This is a genomic window from Myxococcus faecalis, from assembly GCF_050039385.1.
Classification (GTDB): domain Bacteria; phylum Myxococcota; class Myxococcia; order Myxococcales; family Myxococcaceae; genus Myxococcus; species Myxococcus fulvus.
This window is the reverse complement of record NZ_CP144336.1, coordinates 1,135,549-1,152,800: the sequence shown is the minus strand read 5'-3', so window position 1 is coordinate 1,152,800 and position 17,252 is coordinate 1,135,549. Positions and strand designations below refer to the sequence as shown.

General features: G+C 72.2%; 10 protein-coding genes. 4 read left to right on the top strand and 6 right to left on the bottom strand.

Features of this window, described 5'->3' with window-relative positions; translation table 11 throughout:
* Window positions 1-31: 31 nt before the first annotated feature.
* The 4 genes from mdoH to VZQ01_RS04455 all read right to left on the bottom strand — a co-directional run bounded on the left by mdoH (window position 32) and on the right by VZQ01_RS04455 (window position 6,775).
* Window positions 32-2,056, bottom strand: a complete 2,025-nt coding sequence (gene mdoH / locus VZQ01_RS04470; protein ID WP_426746968.1) for a glucans biosynthesis glucosyltransferase MdoH — start codon at window positions 2,054-2,056, stop codon at window positions 32-34.
* A 22-nt stretch (window positions 2,057-2,078) separates the two neighbouring features.
* Window positions 2,079-2,573, bottom strand: coding sequence for a hypothetical protein (locus tag VZQ01_RS04465; RefSeq protein WP_223783132.1), 495 nt, complete (start codon window positions 2,571-2,573; stop codon window positions 2,079-2,081).
* Entirely contained in the window at window positions 2,570-4,126 is a 1,557-nt protein-coding gene (locus VZQ01_RS04460; RefSeq protein WP_223783175.1) for an OpgD/OpgG family glucan biosynthesis protein, read from the bottom strand. The genes VZQ01_RS04465 and VZQ01_RS04460 overlap by 4 nt, the downstream gene beginning before the upstream one ends.
* 360 nt (window positions 4,127-4,486) lie before the next feature.
* Window positions 4,487-6,775, bottom strand: a complete 2,289-nt coding sequence (locus VZQ01_RS04455) for a PAS domain S-box protein (RefSeq protein ID WP_426746967.1) — start codon at window positions 6,773-6,775, stop codon at window positions 4,487-4,489.
* A 128-nt stretch (window positions 6,776-6,903) separates the two neighbouring features.
* Here VZQ01_RS04455 and VZQ01_RS04450 point away from each other — a divergent pair, with 128 nt between their 5' ends.
* Window positions 6,904-7,527 (top strand): DUF2378 family protein, encoded by a 624-nt coding sequence (locus VZQ01_RS04450; protein ID WP_426746966.1) that lies wholly within the window; start codon window positions 6,904-6,906, stop codon window positions 7,525-7,527.
* Here VZQ01_RS04450 and VZQ01_RS04445 read toward each other — a convergent pair.
* On the bottom strand, window positions 7,520-8,557 hold the full coding sequence (locus VZQ01_RS04445) for a S1 family peptidase (RefSeq protein ID WP_223746543.1): 1,038 nt from the start codon (window positions 8,555-8,557) through the stop codon (window positions 7,520-7,522). The genes VZQ01_RS04450 and VZQ01_RS04445 overlap by 8 nt on opposite strands.
* A gap of 182 nt (window positions 8,558-8,739) precedes the next feature.
* Here VZQ01_RS04445 and uvrA point away from each other — a divergent pair, with 182 nt between their 5' ends.
* From uvrA to VZQ01_RS04430, 3 genes are all read left to right on the top strand, one after another.
* Entirely contained in the window at window positions 8,740-14,049 is a 5,310-nt protein-coding gene (gene uvrA, locus VZQ01_RS04440) for an excinuclease ABC subunit UvrA (protein WP_426746964.1), read from the top strand.
* 62 nt (window positions 14,050-14,111) lie between these two features.
* Window positions 14,112-14,708, top strand: a complete 597-nt coding sequence (locus tag VZQ01_RS04435) for a glutathione peroxidase (RefSeq protein WP_223783129.1) — start codon at window positions 14,112-14,114, stop codon at window positions 14,706-14,708.
* Window positions 14,709-14,905: 197 nt separating this feature from the next.
* Complete coding sequence (locus tag VZQ01_RS04430; RefSeq protein WP_223746546.1) at window positions 14,906-15,907, top strand: DUF5996 family protein; 1,002 nt, start codon at window positions 14,906-14,908, stop codon at window positions 15,905-15,907.
* Between the two features lie 149 nt (window positions 15,908-16,056).
* Here VZQ01_RS04430 and VZQ01_RS04425 read toward each other — a convergent pair whose 3' ends face one another.
* Complete coding sequence (locus VZQ01_RS04425) at window positions 16,057-17,199, bottom strand: chemotaxis protein (protein ID WP_223746547.1); 1,143 nt, start codon at window positions 17,197-17,199, stop codon at window positions 16,057-16,059.
* Between the last annotated feature and the right edge of the window lie 53 nt (window positions 17,200-17,252).

The window sequence follows — 17,252 nt, the reverse complement described above, 5'->3', positions numbered from 1 at the left end:
CATCCGCGTGACGCGGGTGCCCGCTCCAGGCTCACGACAGCGTGCGCGTCAGCCGCTGCTCGCGGGCCTCGCTCAACGTGGTGACATCCAGCAGCGCCGCCACCTTCTCCTGCGCGGAGAGGGGCTCGGCGTTGTCACCCAGGAGCTTGCGCCGCGCGGACTCCAGCGCCGCGGGCGTCGTCGTCTCCGCGAGCCCCGGCTGCGACTCCAGCAGCGCCACGTGCAGCGCGTGGGTCTTCGCGTCGGTGAGCACCCGCTCGATGGCGTCCGGCACCGGCTCCACCCCGTGCTCCTCGGTGATGGCCTGCGCGCGCTCCACCACCTCGGGCGGCTCGGTCTCCTCGGGCATCAGGAACAGCCCTCGACGCGCCGCCCACAACCCCAGCGACGCGCGGGCCGTCAGCACCGTGAGGGGCACGGCGAGCAGGAGCCCCACCACCACCGGCATCAGCCACGCCACCAGCGCCGTGGACACCAGCGCCGCCACCGCCACCATCGCCACGCCCACCGCCATGTGCGCCACGTGCCGCCGCGTCGCCTCGGACCAGGGCAGGTCCGCGTCCTCGCGCTGCTGGCTGGACCAGTTCACCCGGTAGCCCAGCAGCGTGCCGAACACGAAGTGCGACTGGAACAGCATCATCACCGGCGCCAGCAGCGACGCGAGCACGCTCTCCGCGAGCACGCTGAGGATGAGCTTCCACCTTCCGCCCATCCGCGCCGCCTCGCCCTTCTTGAAGAGCGCCAGCGTCAGCCCCAGGAACTTGGGCGCGAACAGCATCCCCATCGACACCGCGAACAGGCGCAGCGCGCCCGGCGCGTCGAACGCGAGCGCGGGGGACTCCAGCGTGGACACGTCCAGGAGGAAGCGGTCGTGCAGCGCGGCCACCAGGCCCGCGGTCAGGAACAACAACCACAAGGGCGAGGCCGCGTACGACATGACGCCCATCAGGAAGTGGCCCCGGCTGAGCGGATGCCAGCCCCCCGCCATCACCAGGCTCAGGTGCTGCAGGTTTCCCTGGCACCAGCGCCGGTCCCGCTGCGCGTACGCCAGCAGGTTCGGCGGGGGCTGCTCGTAGCTGCCGCCCAATTCCGGCACCAGCCACACCGTGTAGCCCGCGCGCCGCATCAGCGCCGCCTCGACGAAGTCGTGGCTGAGGATGTGGCCGCCGAAGGGCTGCTTGCCCGGGAGCACCGGCAGCCCGCAGTGGTTGATGAACGCCTCCGTGCGGATGATGGCGTTGTGGCCCCAGTAGTTGGACTCGCCCAGCTGCCACGCCGCCGCGCCCGCCGCCACGACGGGGCCGTACACCCGGCCGGCGAACTGCTGCAGCCGGGCGAACAGCGTGGTGCGACCCACGTTCAGGGGCGGCGCCTGGAGGATGCCCGCGCGCGGGTTGAGCTCCATCAGCCGCGCCATCTTCACCAGCGTGCGGCCCTCCATCAGGCTGTCGGCGTCCAGCACCACCGTGAAGTCGTAGCGGCGTCCCCACCGCTCACAGAAGTCACCCAGGTTGCCGGCCTTCTTGCCCGTGTTGTCCGTGCGCCGCCGGTAGAAGATGCGGCCCTGTCCGCCCACCCGACGGCACAAGTCCGACCACGCCAGCTCCTCGGCCACCCACGACTCGGCGCGCGTGGAGTCGCTCAGCACGTAGAAATCGAACGCGTCCAGGTGCCCCGTCGCGGCCACCGACTCGTACGTGGCCTGCACGTTGGCGAAGACGGCCGCGGGGTCCTCGTTGTGGATGGGCATCACCACCGAGGTGCGCGACCCCAGCGGCTGAGACTCCTCCTCCGCCGTGGGGTAGCGCAGCCCGGGCATCCGCGAGGCGAGGGCCAGTTGGAGGAAGCCCGCCACCGCCGTGAAGAACGACAGGGCAATCCAGCCGAAGCACAGCGCGAAGAGCCCCACCAGCACCCCTTCCGGCACCGACGTCCCTTGAGCGCTCAGCAGGCGGTGCATCTCGCACGTCCCCACCACGGTGGTGACGGCCGCCAGTCCCAGCACTCCGGCGCGCCGGTAGCCGGCGCTCTCGGGCGAAAACGAGTGGGCTTGCATCGCGAGGCTCCCCAGGCCCGCCTCAGGGCGAGGTGGACATGCCCGCCGTGGCGCCACGCCACCAGCGGCGCAGCATCTCCCCGAACGGGTTGAGCACCAGCTGCTGCTCGGGCATCACCGAGCTGACCTGCGCGGGCGCCGGCACCGGCACCGCCGCGCGCACCGCCCGGACGAAGTCCTCCGGCGCCGCGGGACGGGTGAGCAGCCGCGCGCCCCGGCTCGCGCCGTCGCACAGCACGAACGCCGCCCGGCCCCGCGACAGCAGCCCCGGGCCCGAGTGCTCCAGCCCCAGCACGCCCGACAGCCACGTCTCCATCCGGGCCCGGGCCAGCGCCACCGCCGCCTGGGGCTGGGCCCCGTGCGCGCCGAAGCCATCCAGCACCCACGCGGCCAGCGTGGAGAGGTCCGCCTCGGCGGTGAAGCCGAAGCCCTTGAAGAAGGTGTCGAGCGCCGCGCGAGCGCGCGGGCCGGCCCACACGGTGGTCGGGACGGAAGGGCAGGTGGTCAGTGTCGTCACGGAATCCACAGGTAGCTCCAGGTCTCGGTGAGGGTCTCCGGGCCGCGCTTGAGGAACGCGCGCAGCTCGGTGGGGACGGGGGTGGTGGGGTGCAGCTCGAAGGTGGCGCGCCAGCCGCCGGTGGGCGTGTGGCGCGTGGCGATGGGGCGCAGGACCTTGCCCGAGGAGGCGCTGACGACCAGCTCCACCGGGACGTCGTCCTCCGCGAAGTCGGGCAGCGCCGCGAAGTCGATGATGAAGCGGCGCATGGGGCGCGCGTCCTTGAGCCGGGCGCCCTTCCACGAGTCGCCCGCGTCCACGCGCGTGGCGACCACCGTGGAGCCCGTCACCGGCCAGGGCGAGTGCGCGCCCCAGTGCAGCTTGTACGCGACCTTCAGCGAGTCCCCGGGGCCCAGCGTCTTCCTCGGGACCCAGAAGGCGACGATGTTGTCGTTCGTCTCGTCCGGCGTCGGCAGCTCCACCAGCCGCACCACGCCCGGACCCCAGTCGCCCACGGGCTCCACCCACGCGGAGGGCCGGCGCTCGTAGTGCGCCTCCAGGTCCTCATAGTGGGCGAACGTGGTGTCGCGCTGCAGGACGCCGAAGGCGCGCGGGCTCTCCACCTGGAAGCTGGAGACGTTGATGCGCTCGGGGTTCTGCAGGGGCCGCCAGAGCTGCTCGCCCGCGCGCGTCCAGACGAAGAGGCCGTCCGAGTCGTGCACCTCCGGGCGGAAGTCGTCGTAGTCGCCGCGGTCGTTCTCGCCGAACAGGTACATGCTCGTCAGCGGCGCCACGCCCAGCTCCGCCACGGCCTTGCGCGCGAAGACGGTGGCCTCCACCTCCATCACCGTGTTCGCCCCAGGGATGATGGTGAAGCGGTAGGCGCCCGTGACGCTGGGGCTGTCCATCAGCGCGTGCACCACCACGCGGTCCGCGCCGGGCGCGGGCTTCTCCAGCCACAGCTCCCTGAAGTCGGGGAACTCCTCGGGGCGCGACGTCGCGGTGTCGATGGCGAGCCCGCGCGCGGACAGGCCATACAGGCTGCCCCGGCCGAGCGCGCGGAAGTAGCTGGCGCCCTGGAACACCACCAGCTCGTCGAACACGTCCTCGCGGTTGAGCGGATGCGACAGGCGCATGCCCGCGAAGCCATCCGCCTTCTTCAGCGGACCGGGCTTCACCAGCGGGCCGTAGGTGAACAGCTCCGGGGAGAAGGCGAGCGGCCGGGCCTTGCCCTCGGCCACCTCGTGCATCACCACCGGGAACTGGAACGAGCGGCCCGGGTGGAAGAACTGCGCCTGGAAGGGCAGCTTCGCGTCACGCCAGCGCGCCTTCTCCGGGCGGTAGCGGATGTCCCGGTACGCGTCGTAGTCGAGCGACTTGTAGGACTCCGGCAACGTCGACACCGGCGCCTCGTACGGCCGCGCCGCCTTCTGCCGGGCCAGCTCCACCACCGTGTCCGCGGAGAACGTCTGGGCGCCGCGCGTCTGGGCCGCGGAGGCTGGAGTCGCCGCGCACGCCGTGCCCGCCGTGGCCACCATCGCCGCGCCCAGCCACCGCACGCACACCGCGCGCATCCCGCCCTGCCTGTTGCTGTCCGACGTCACGCCTGCTGCCTCCAGGAGACCGAGGGGGCGGGCGAGCCTCAGACTGCTTGGAGCTCACCCGGTTCCGCCGCTCCGAGAGGCCTCCTCGGTGCGGCGCGTCAGTCCTGGAGCAACCCGCGTACCAGCCCACGTCAGAGGGCCTGGATGCTGGAAATTCTTCAGGAATCCCAAGGTCTTCCTCGGAGGGATTCGTTTGAGCTCAATGAAACTGGGGGCTTGTGATGGCCTTCTTGGACACCGGGTGGGGAGGCCCGGAGAGTCGCTGGGGAATTGAAGGACAGCCGGCGAGTGAGCCTGTCCGATTCTTCCACAGGTGGACAGTGACCCGGATCAGGCGCGGGCCAGTCGTTCCTGCACCAAGGACAGCAGTTCGCGTCCCGCGAAGGGCTTTTCGATGTGGGGACTGGTGACGGTTTCGAGGAAGGCGCGGGCCTGGGGGGTCACCGCACCGCCGGTGAGGAAGATGACGCGGCGGGCCTGCTCCGGATGGCGCTTCATGAGGGTGGAGTAGAAGTCCATCCCGCTCATGCCGGGCATCATCAAGTCGCAGAAGACGACGTCGTAGGACTCGCCGGCCTCGATGCGCTCCAGCGCGTCCTGTGCGCGTGTCGCCAGGGTGACATCGTGGTGGGGGCGCAGGGTGCGGCCCAGGGCGGTGCAGACCAGGGGCTCGTCGTCGACGACGAGCAGCCGGCCGCGCTTCTCCACCGGCGCGGCGGGCTCGGGCCGCGGCGCGGGCGGGGCGGGCTCGACGCGCACGGGCTCCGCGGAGGGCAGCAGCACGCGGAAGGTGGAGCCCCGGCCGGGAGCGCTGCGGACCTGGATCTCGCCGCCGAGCGCCGTCACCAGGTTGTGGCAGATGGACAGGCCCAGGCCGGTGCCCACGCCGGGGGCCTTGGTGGTGAAGAACGGGTCGAACAGGCGCGGCAGGTGCTCGGTGGCGATGCCCACGCCCGTGTCCGTCACCTCCACCAGCACGCGGCCGCCCTCGCCCAGGCGCGCGCCCACGCGAATCTCGTGGCGGTCCGGCGCGCCCTCGGGGATGGCCTGCGCGGCGTTGACCAGCAGGTTGAGGAACACCTGGCCCAGCCGCGACTCGTTGGCGCGCACGGGGGGCACGTCCTCGAAGAGCTTCACCAGCCGCGCGCGGTGGCGGATCTCCGTGGTGGCCAGGTTCAGCGTGGACTCCAGCACCGCGCGCACGTCCACGACGGAGTCCTCCACCGAGTCCACCCGGCTGAAGGTCTTCAGGTCGCGGACGATGGTGCGCACGCGCTCGGCGCCCTGCTGGGCCTCGGAGAGCGCGGCCTGCGCGTCCGACAGCGCCTCCGACAAGGACGCGTCCACGCCGGGGGCGGGCACGCGCGAGAGCTCCTCGCGCGCGAAGGCGAGGTTGGCGGTGAGGTACGCCAGCGGGTTGTTGATTTCGTGCGCCACGCCCGCGGCGAGCGTGCCCACCGACGCCATGCGCTCGGCGAGCATCAGCCGGGCCTGCATCTGGTGGCGCTCCGTCAAATCATGCGCCACGGAGACGATGGAGTCCTCGCCGTCGAAGTGCAGCGGGAAGGTGGTGGACTCCACGTGGAGGATGCCGCCGTCGCGGCGCACCATGCGCCTTTCTTGCAGGGCGTTGCGGCCGGTGCGCAGGGCCTCGTGCATGCGCGCGTCCGCGGAGGCGAAGTCCTCGGGGGGAATCATGTCGGAGATGTGCTTGCCGACCAGCTCCTTCACGTCCGAGTAGCCCAGCGCGCGCGCCACCTTGAGGTTGGCGTAGCGCACGCGCGCGTTGCGGTCGAACACGGCGACCAGGTCCGGCAGGCTCTGGATGAGGGTGCGGAAGCTCACCTCGGAGCGGCGCACCTCCTCCTCCGCCTGTTTTATCGGCGTGATGTCGGGGAAGAACGAGATGACGTGCGGCTCGCCCGCGTAGGGCACCAGGCCCATGAAGAGCAGCGTGTGGCGCACCTCGCCCGTGCGCGTGTGGTACTGGGCGTCCACCCCGCGCACCGAGCCGTGCCGGCGCAGCCGCTCCATCACCTGCGCGCGGTCGATGGGGCGCTCCCACAGGTGCAGGTCCACCGTCGTCTTGCCCAGCATCTCCTCGCGCGTGTATCCGAAGGCGCGGAAGTACGCGTCATTGGCGGCGACGACCTTGCCCTCGCCCAGCGTGGTGATGGAGGTGGGCACGGGGCTGACGGCGAGCATGGTGTCGCGCAGCTCGTCCCCGAAGGGCACCCCCATCCGGGACTCGCGCCGCGCGTACCTGCGCTCGGCCATGTCCAGCCGCACCCGCAGCTCCTCCAGGTCCGGGGGCCAGGCCAGCACCTCGTCGGCGCCGTCCTCCAGCGCCGGCTCCAGGGCCCGCAGCGCGCCGCGGCGTCCCACGAGCAGCACCACGGCGGACGCGCCGCCGGGCAGGCTGCGCAGGGCCCGCACGAGCGGCATGCGCGAGCCACTCTCGCGTGCATCCAGCACCACCAGTGGGCAGGGGCCGGCGCGCCATGCCGCTGGCACATCCACGTCCCTGGAGACGTGGACCACCGTCATGCCCCGCTCTTCCAGCAGGGTTTCCAGTGGCGACAGGTCCGCCCCTCCCTGAGCGACTATCAGGACCCGCATGGGACTCCTCGCATTGCAAACGGCCATCGTTGCACGAGCCCTCCGGTTGTAAAAGTGCGCCGAGGGTCTAGTTTTCCAGGGCAACCAAAGCCTCGCGCCCGGCGGGCTGTTAGACTGCGGGACGACGGGTGGATTCGAAGCACGGGGGGGTGGTCATGGAACGGCGGGGCTCACAGGACGTGGTGACGGTGGGGCGCAGGGCGCAGGTGGCCGTCTGCGTGCCGCGGCGCAACTTCGAGGGGCTGTTCGTGCACGCGCTGAAGCCGTCCGGGGCGTTCGCCCAGTCCCTCAAGGACATCGGCTACGACGAAGAGGACCTGCAGGAGTCCTATCCGCTCACCGTGTGGCGCGCCGCGCTAGGGGTGGCGCGGCGCTTCGTGTGCGCGGGGCAGACGCCGGAGGCGGCGAACCGGGCCCTGGGGCTGTCCTACGTGGAGGGCTTCGCGCAGACGCTGGTGGGGCGCATCTTCGCCACGGCGGCGCCGCTGCTGGGCACGGAGCGGTGCCTGACGCGGCTGCCCACGTACCTGAAGGCGGGCCGCGAGGACATGCGCATGGAGCTTGCGCCCGTGCGCGAGCGCGAGTGGTGCGTGCGGGTGGTGGACGCGGACCCGCTGCCGGACTTCGTGGCGGGCGTGGTGGAGGGCGTGCTCCTGCGCACCCGGGTGACGGCGCGGGTGGAGGTGCTGGAGCGCGCCCCGGCGGGCTACGCGCTGCGGGTCTGGTGGGAGGAGCCGCGCGCGACTAGTTGAGGTAGCGCTTGGTCGCGGGCGCCACCACGAGGCTGGGGGTGCCCGGGCTGGACTTGGGCGAGGGGCGCGGCGACGTGGGCCGGACCTGGAGCCAGCGGCCGATGACGTCCAGCAGCCCGTCGAAGGCGTCGCGCAGGGCCCAGGCGCGGTCGTCGGAGTCCTGCAGGCCGGCGCAGCGTGACAGGCCGTCGCGCAGGGCGCGCTGGGCGCCGGGGAAGGCCTCGCACGTGGCGATGAGCTTCTCGGCGGTGCGCGCATAGAGCCGGTAGCAGCCGTCCACGTCGCCGCGGTTGTACGCGGGCGCGCCGGCGTTGATGGCGTGGCCGAGCGTGGTGGCGATGGACTCGAGCGCGTCGGTGTTGGCGCCTTCCAGCAGGCTCAGCGGGTGGCGTGGCACCTGGCGCACGCGGCTGGCGCGGCGGCGCGGCGTCTCCAGCGCGGACAGGGGCAGGCTTCCGGCGCCCTGCAGGAGCGGCAGCAGGTAGCGGGTGGGGATGACCAGGCCCAGCGAGCGGCCGTTGGCGAGCGCCGCGGTGGCCACGCCCACCACGCCGCCTCGCAGGTCGAGCACCGGACCGCCGGAGAAGTCGTCGGGGAGCGTGCGGGTGAGCTCCAGCAGGGTGAGCCAGTCGCCGAGCACCTGGACGGCCCGGACCTCCTGCGAGCGGACCTCCGGTGCGGGGCTGGCGGTGGCCCGCAGGACATAGACGGTGTCCCCCTCGCCGGGCAGGCAGACGGGAGCCAGGTCGAGCGGCGGGGCGAGCTCGGGGACGGGCAGTCGCAGCACGGCCAGGTCGCGGCGGTCATCCATGGCGACGACCTGGACCACCTCCGTGCGCGTGCCGTCCGCCATCACCGCGTGAATCTCGCGGGCGCCGGCGACGGCGTGGAGGCTGGTGACGAGGTGTCCCTGCCCGGTGGCGACGAAGCCCGAGGCGGGGCGTCCATCGACTTCCAGCAACACCAGGGAGGGCGAGGCGGAGAACAGCGCGTCACGGGGGGGGGATTTGTCGACGACTCCCTCGGCCATAAGGCCTCCTGCGTCGCGAGGCTGGGATGGGCACCGGGCCGGGTGCCGCCCTCGCGCGCTCGATTGTACCCCCGTTGTATCAAGCCGCTCGGCCTCCACCCAACCGGGGAGGGCTCGCATCGGTAAACAGCTTCACTTGTCTGTGGCGTTGGAGTGTCGGGTCGTTAAACCTCCGACCCGAAATGCACAAGACCCACCTCGTAGGCGCGCGCACCCACAACCTCAAGGACCTCTCCGTCGACCTGGCGGAGGGGGAGCTGGTCTGCATCACCGGAGTCTCGGGCGCGGGCAAGTCGAGCCTGGCGCTCGACACGCTGTACGCCGAGGGACAACGGCGCTTCGTGGAGAGCTTCAGCCCGTATGCCCGGCAGTTCCTCGAGCGGCTGGAGCGGCCGCCCATGGAGGCGCTGGAGCCGGTGGCGGCGGGCGTGGCGGTGGACCGTCGGGCGCCGGTGAAGAGCTCGCGCTCCACGGTGGCGACGCTGGCGGACGTGGAGCCGTACCTGTCCGCGCTCTTCACGCGCGAGGCGATGCCCGTGTGTCCCGCATGCGGGGTGGAGGCGGTGCGCACCGACGCGGGCGTGGCGGCCCGCGCGCTGGTGGCCGAGTCCCCGGACGCCGCGGCGCTCATCGCCTTCCCGCTGCGCATCCCCGACACGGCGTCGTTCCTGGACGTGCGCGCGCGCCTGTTGAAGGACGGCTACCACCGGCTGGTGGTGCAGGGCGAGGTGCGGGAGCTGGAGTCGCTCAAGCCCTCGGAGGCCACGGATCCGGCGGGCATCGCCCGCGTGCTGGTGGACCGGGTGAAGCTGTCGTCGTCGCAGGTGGGGCGGGTGACGCAGGCGCTGGAGGACGCGTGGAACCGCGCCGAGGGCGAGGCGGTGGTGCTGTTGCCCGGCGCGGAAGCGAAGCGGGTGCGCCGGGGCCTGGTGTGTCCGAAGTGCGCGCGCGAGTTCGAGGCGGCGCGGCCGGGCCTGTTCAGCTACCAGTCGCCCGTGGGCGCGTGCGCGGCGTGCCGGGGCTTTGGCCGCACCATCGGCATCGACTGGGACAAGGTGATTCCCAACCCGGCGCTGAGCCTGTCGCAGGGCGCCATCCGTCCGTGGTCCGGCGCGTCGACGGAGTGGGAGCGCGGCATGCTCCAGCGCTGGTGCCGCGAGAAGAAGATTCCCCTGGATGCGCCCTGGTCCTCGCTGACGCCGGCGCAGCGCGAGTCGGTGCTGGAGGGCGCGGGGGACTACGACGACGGCCGCGCGTATCCGGGCGTGCGCGCGTGGTTCCGGTGGATGGAGGGGCGCACGTACAAGATGCACGTGCGCGTGCTGCTGGCGCGCTACCGGGCGTATTCGCTGTGCAAGGACTGCGGCGGCGCGCGGCTCAACGAGCAGGCGCGGGCCTACCGCGTGGGCGGGTTGGACCTGCCGGGGTGGCACGGGCTGGAGCTGACGCAGGCGCTGGCGCGGCTGGACGCGCTGGGCACGACGACGGGGCAGGGGGAGCTGGCGCGGCGCGAGCTGGCCGGACGCCTGCGCTACCTGCAGCGCGTGGGGCTGGGCTACCTGACGCTGGACCGGCAGGCGCGCACGCTGTCCGGTGGCGAGGCGCAGCGCGTGTCGCTGACGGCCGCGCTGGGCACCTCGCTCACCGGCTCGCTCTTCGTGCTGGATGAGCCCACCGTGGGGCTGCACCCGGGCGACGTGCCGCCGCTGACGGAGGCCATCGCGGAGCTGGCGGAGCGCGGCAACATTGCGCTCGTCATCGAGCATGACCCGCTGGTCATCCGCTCCGCGCACCGCGTGCTGGAGCTGGGGCCGGGCGCGGGCCGCGAGGGCGGCGAGCTGTGCTTCGACGGTCCTCCCGAGGCGCTGGCGAAGCGCAAGGACCTGCCCACGGGCCGGCTGCTCGCGGGTGGAGCCGAGACGAAGCGGGCGCCGCGCGAGCGGACCGGTGAGCTGGTGGTGAAGGGCGCGCGCGAGCACAACCTCAAGGCGCTGTCGGTGAAGGTGCCGCTGGGCGTGCTGTGCGCGGTGACGGGGCCGAGCGGCTCGGGCAAGAGCACGTTGGTGGACGAGGTGCTCTACCGGCACCTGGCGCGGCGGCTGGGCGTGAAGGACGTGGAGGCCCCGGGCGCGGTGGACGCGCTGGAGGGGGCCGACGCGGTGAAGGCCATCACCTTCGTGGACCAGTCTCCGCTGGGGCGCACCTCGCGTGGCAACGCGGCCACGTACACCAAGGCGTGGGACCGGCTGCGCGAGCGCTTCGCCGCGGAGCCGGACGCCGAGGTGCGCGGCCTGACGCCGGCGCACTTCTCCTTCAACGTGGACAAGGGGCGCTGCGAGGCGTGCTCGGGCGAGGGCTACGAGACGGTGGAGATGCAGTTCCTCGCGGACGTTGCCCTGTTGTGCGCGGTGTGCCGGGGCCGGCGCTTCAAGGAGGAGGTGCTCGCCGTCCGACACCAGGGCTTCAGCGTGGCGCAGGTGCTGGAGATGACGGTGGCGGAGGTGCTCCAGCACTTCGGGAGCGACGCGGCCCTGCAGCGCGCGCTGGGGCCGGTGGCGCGGTTGGGCCTGGGCTACCTGCCGTTGGGACAGCCTCTGTCCACGCTGTCGGGCGGCGAGGCGCAGCGGTTGAAGCTGGCGCGGGCGCTGGCCAGCGAGGCGAAGGGCGCGCTGTTCCTCATCGACGAGCCGAGTGCGGGCCTGCACGCGGGGGACGTGCGTCACGTCATCGACGCGCTGCACGCGCTGGTGGACAAGGGCGCGAGCGTCATCGTGGTGGACCATGACGTCGCGGTGATGAAGGCGTCGGACTGGGTCATCGACCTGGGGCCGGTGGGCGGCAAGGACGGCGGGCGGCTGGTGGCCGAGGGCACGCCGGAGTCGGTGGCGCGCGGCGAGGGCGCGACGGCGGTGGCGCTCCGGGGCGAGCGCAAGCCCCTGGGCCGCGTGGTGAAGGCGCGGCGGCCGGGCAAGGACGCGGCGCCCGCCATCGAGGTGGAGCACGCGCGCGAGCACAACCTCCAGGACGTGTCCTGCAAGATTCCCCTGGGGAAGATGACTGTCGTCACGGGGCCGAGCGGCTCGGGCAAGAGCTCGCTCGCGTTCGACGTGGTGTTCGCGGAAGGGCAGCGGCGCTTCCTGGAGACGCTCAGCCCGTACGCGCGCCAGTTCCTGCCCACCATGCCCCGGCCGGACGTGGAGCGCGTCAGCTCCATTCCGCCGAGCGTGGCGCTGGAGCAGCGCACCTCGCGCGCGGGCGGCACCAGCACGGTGGCCACCGTCACCGAGGTGGCCCACTACCTGCGGCTCTTGTTCGCCAAGCTGGGCGAGCCGCACTGCCCCAACGACGACACGCCCATCACCTCCACGTCGCCGGAGGTGTTGTTCGCGCAGCTCTCCCAACTGAAGGGGGATGGGACGGTGCTGGCGCCGGCGGTGCGCTCGCGCAAGGGCACGTACCTGGATGTCTTCGCCGCCGCGGCGCGCGCGGGCATCACCACGGCCATCGTCGACGGACAGCTGTCCTCCACGGACGACCCGCCGCGCCTGGCGAAGACGCGCGAGCACGACATCGACCTGGTGATGCACGAGGGCAAGCTGTCGAAGCTGCCCCGGGACGTGTTCGACAAGGCGCTGGGCTGGGGGCAGGGCGCGCTCAAGGTTCGCACGTCGAAGGGCGAGACGCTCCTGTCCACCGAGCGCACGTGCCCCAAGTGCGGCACGGCGGTGCCGGAGCTGGACCCGCGCTGGTTCTCGTTCAACACCAAGCAGGGCCGCTGCGAGTCGTGCGAGGGCACGGGTGTGAAGGGTGGCCCCGAAGCGCAGGCCGAGGGCGAGACGGCGCCGTGCCGTGAGTGCGGCGGCAGTCGACTGGCGCCGGTGCCTCGGGGCGTGCGCCTGGAAGGAGCGCGCTACCACGAGGTGGTGCAGCAGTCCGTGGCGGCCTCGCTGGCGCGGGTGCGGGGCTGGAAGTTCAAGGGAGATCGGGCGCTGCTCGGCGAGCCGTCGCGGCAGGAGTTGCTGCGGCGCATGGAGTTCCTGGAGCGGGTGGGCCTGGGCTACCTGTCCCTGGACCGCAACGCGGCCACGCTGTCGGGTGGGGAGATGCAGCGCCTGCGGCTGTCGGCGCAACTGGGCGCGGGGCTCACCGGCGCGATGTACGTGCTCGACGAGCCGACCATCGGCCTGCACCCGCGCGACACGCACCGGCTGCTCGACAACCTGCGCGCGCTGGTGAACACCGGCTCCACGGTGCTGGTGGTGGAGCATGACTCGGACACCATCCGCGCGGCGGACCACCTGCTGGATCTGGGCCCGACGGGCGGACGCGGCGGTGGGCGCATCCTCGCGGAGGGACCTCCGGACGTGGTGCTCCAGGGCGAGTCCCCCACGGCGCTCGCGCTGCGGGCGTCCCAGGTGCGGCCTCCCTCAGGACGCGGGGAGCCGAAGCAGTGGCTGGAGCTGAAGGGCGCGCGGGCCAACAACCTGAAGCGCGTGGACCTGCGGCTGCCGGTGGGCCGGCTCAACGTCGTCAGCGGCGTGTCCGGCTCGGGCAAGAGCACGCTGATTCGGCAGGTGCTGTACCCGGCGCTGCGAGAGGCGCTGGAGCTGGTGTCCTCGCGGCCCGGACCGTTCGACTCGCTCAAGGGCGTGGAGGCGGTGAAGCGGGTGATGTCGGTGGACCAGTCTCCCATCGGCCGCACGCCGCGCTCGGTGCCCGCGACGTTCCTGGGCATCTGGGACGAGCTGCGTCGGGCCTTCGCGGCGACCCCCGAGGCGAAGATTCGCGGCTTCTCCGCCGCGCGCTTCTCCTTCAACACGGCGAGCGGTGGACGGTGCACCGCGTGCGAGGGCCAGGGCTCCATCTCCCACGAGATGTCCTTCCTCCCGGACGTGGTGACGCCGTGCGAGGCCTGTGGGGGCGCGCGCTTCGACGCGGCGACGCTGGAGGTGCGCTACCACGGGCTGTCCATCGGCGACGTGCTGCGGCTGTCCGCGGACGAGGCGAAGGACGTCTTCCAGAACCTGCCCAAGGTGGCGGCGCCGCTGCAGTGCCTCGCGGACCTGGGCGTGGGCTACCTCCAGCTGGGCCAGGGCTCCAACACGCTGTCCGGCGGTGAGGCGCAGCGGTTGAAGCTGGCGGCCGAGCTGACGGCGTCCTCGCGGCACGAGCCCACGCTCTACGTGCTGGACGAGCCCACCACGGGCCTGCACGTGGGCGACGTGGAGAAGCTCATCACCTTCATGGGCCGGCTGGTGGACCGCGGCGACACGCTGGTGGTCATCGAGCACCACCCGTCGGTCATCGGCGCGGCGGACCACCTGGTGGAGCTGGGGCCCGAGGGCGGCGAGGAGGGTGGCCACATCGTCGCGGCGGGCACGCCTCGCGAGGTGGCGAAGCTGAAGACGGCGACGGGCCGGGTGCTGCGCTCGCTCTTCACGGGCGAGGAGGCCCCGTCATCGCGACGTGGCGCGTCGGGGGGGCGGCGGTGATTGTCACGGACAGGACAGAAGGGCGTGAAACGGGGCCGGGGCTTCGGCATCCTTCCGGCCGCATGCGAACCCTTCATGTCCTGTGCGTCGCCTCGGCGCTCGCCGTCACCCCGGCCCTGGCCGGTGATGTGGCGACGAAGCCGTCCACTCCCGCGAAGTCCCAGCCCTCCAGCGAGAAGAAGCCCATGTCCCTGCACGCGTTGTCCGCCAACCGCCTCGATGGCAAGCCCGCGAACCTCTCCGACTACCAGGGCAAGGTCCTGGTCATCGTGAACACCGCGTCCGAGTGTGGTTACACGCCGCAGTACGCGGGCCTGGAGAAGCTCTACCAGGACTACAAGGACAAGGGCGTCGTGGTGCTGGGCTTCCCGTCCAACGACTTCGGTGGACAGGAGCCGGGCAGCTCGGAGCAGATCGCGAAGTTCTGTGAGCTGCGCTTCAAGGTGACGTTCCCCATGTTCGAGAAGGTGAAGACGAAGGGCGAGGGCCAGTCGCCTGTCTACGCCTTCCTGTCGAAGGACCACGACGCGCCGAAGTGGAACTTCCACAAGTACGTGGTGGGTAAGGACGGCCAGGTGCGCGCGGGCTTCCCGAGCAAGGTGACGCCGGAGAGCGACGAGCTGCGCAAGGCCGTCGACGCCGCGCTCGCCCAGCCCTGAGCGGGGCCTTGTTCGCCGGCCCGGGTGGGGACAGCCGCCCGGGCGGGTGATGCGTCGTTCGTGAGGGACTGGGTGTCCTCGTGGGCCGGCGCTCCTTCCTCCGCCCTCACGGCATGCGGGCCTGGGGGCTCGTGTGGCGCGGGCGTGTCCCTGGGGTCACCGTCCCAGGTGGACGTGGCCCTTGAGGAGGGAGCCGCATGGCCCTGTCGACATCCGGATTCGGGACGCGGGAGGAGGCGTGGCCCGCGCTGCCCTTCGCGGAGTGGAAGGACACCTATGCCACGCTGCACCGTTACACCCAGGTGCTCGGCAAGGTGCGGTTGGCGCTGACGCCGCCGGAGAACCACTGGTGGAACGTGTCGTTCCGCGTGACGTCTCGCGGGCTCACCACGGGGCTGATTCCCTATGGGAATGGGAGCTTCGAGGTGGACTTCGACTTCCTGGCCAGCGAGCTGCGCTTCCTGACGAGCCGTGGAGACGTGCGCGTCATGGAGCTGACGGCGCGCTCGGTGGCCGAGTTCTATCGGGACGTCATGTCGACGTTGCGCGAGCTGGGCGTGGAGGTGCGCATCTGGGAGCAGCCGGTGGAGATTCCCGATGACACGACGCCCTTCAGCCAGGACACGCACCACGCGACGTATGTGCCCGGGCACGTGCGCAACTGGTGGCGGGCGTTGTTGCAGGCCCACATCGCGATGAAGGCGTTCCGCGCGGGCTTCACGGGCAAGTGCAGCCCCGTGCAGTTCTTCTGGGGGAGCTTCGACCTGGCGGTGACGCGCTTCGGCGGGCGGCCCGCTCCGGCGCGGCCGGGCGCTGACGCGGTGACGGCGGAGGCGTATTGCGAGGAGGTGTGCAGCGTGGGCTTCTGGCCCGGCACGGAGGTGCTCGGTGGCGCGGCGTTCTATTGCTACGCGGCGCCCGAGCCGAAGGGGTTCGCTGAAGCGAGCGTGAAGCCCTCGGGGGCGGGGTACGACGCGAACCTGAAGGAGTTCCTGCTGCCGTACGAAGCCGTGCGGCGCGCGAAGGACCCGAGGGCCTTCCTGCTCGACTTCTTCCAGTCCACGTACGACGCGTGCGCGGACCTGGGGAAGTGGGACCGCGCCCGTTGCGAGCGGCCCCTCATCATCCCCGAGAGCGTGAAGGGCGCGTGGAGGAGCGTCACGCTGCCCGAGCAGCCTCCCGCCGACGCGAGTCCCTGAGTGGAACTGGTGGCGGTCCGCGTGGCCTCGTGGGAGGTTGTTCGAACGAGGCCGCGTGGCTCCGCGCTCAGCAGGTGGCCGCAAGCGGCGGATGGGGGGCGGGAGCGGACGGGGGCGTGGCTTCCGCGCCCGGCGGGAGGTCGCGCGACTCAACCCGCCTTGCGCCTCCACGCGCGCAGCAGCAGCACCGCGAGGCCCAGCCCCCCCAGCACGCCCACGAGCGTCATCCCGAGCAGCCACAGGAACACCCGGTCGACCAGCAGCGTCGCGCGCTGGAAGGTCAGGTCCACCATCCCGAGGCCGATGCGCTCGCCCTGCTGAAGGGTCTCCACCCGCTCCGTGTGGAGCGCGGAGAGCACGGCCTGTCGCTCGCCCGCCACCTCCACCATCAAGGCCCGTCGCTCCTGCTCGACGAAGCGCTGCAGCGCCTCGCGCTCCGAGGTGAGCGCGGACAGCATCGCGCTCCGCTCCCGCGCCACCAGCGCGGACGTCCCCGCCGCCAGCGCTCCGAACTGCTCCAGCGTGTCCACGGCGCGCCCCAGGTCCGCCAGCACCTCGCGCGTGGGCACCGCCTTCAGCGCATCCTGCGCCATCGACTCCGCCTGCCAGCGCGCCTGCCGCGGCAGTGACGCCGCATACAGGTCCACGCGCGCCGTCAGGTCCCGGACATCCTCCACCAGCACCCCCGCCGTCCCCAGGGCCCCCATGCCGGACATCGAGGTCACCTCCGCGAGCAACGACACCGTGGACACCCGCGTGACGAGCGGGCCCACCAGCGGGTGCTCCGCGGCCCACTCATGGACCCGCGCCCGCGCGCCCTCCACGTCCTGACGTCCGCAGACGTCCTTCCAGAGCGCCTCCACCTCCGCCTCCTGCTGGCGCAACATCCGCTCCGCCCGGGCCACGAGCTCCGGTGACGCGCCCGCGCCCGTCGCCCGCGGGGGCAGGGCGAGCTCGAGCTGCGCGAGCAGCGCCCACGCATCCACCAGCGCCGCCACGGGGTCCGGCTGGAGCAGGGCCGCCTGCATCGCGGGCACCGCGTTGATCTTGAACCGCGTCATCGCCGCGCGCACCTCCTCGGAGCCGGACTCCGCCGCGATTTCATCCGCGGAGGCCTCCAACAACCCCGAGAAGCGCCGGGCCATGTCCCGCACGCGGACGCGCAGCGCCTCGACGGACAGGTCCGAACGTCCCACCCGCCGCACCAGCTCCGAGCGGGGCGCCGCGACGGAGCAGCCGCTCACCCAGAGGAGCAGCAGGACGCATCCAACGAGTCGGCGCGGAGGGGACATGGAGCCGGCTCAAGCTGCTCACGTCCCCGCCACGTCACGACCGGACCTCCAGG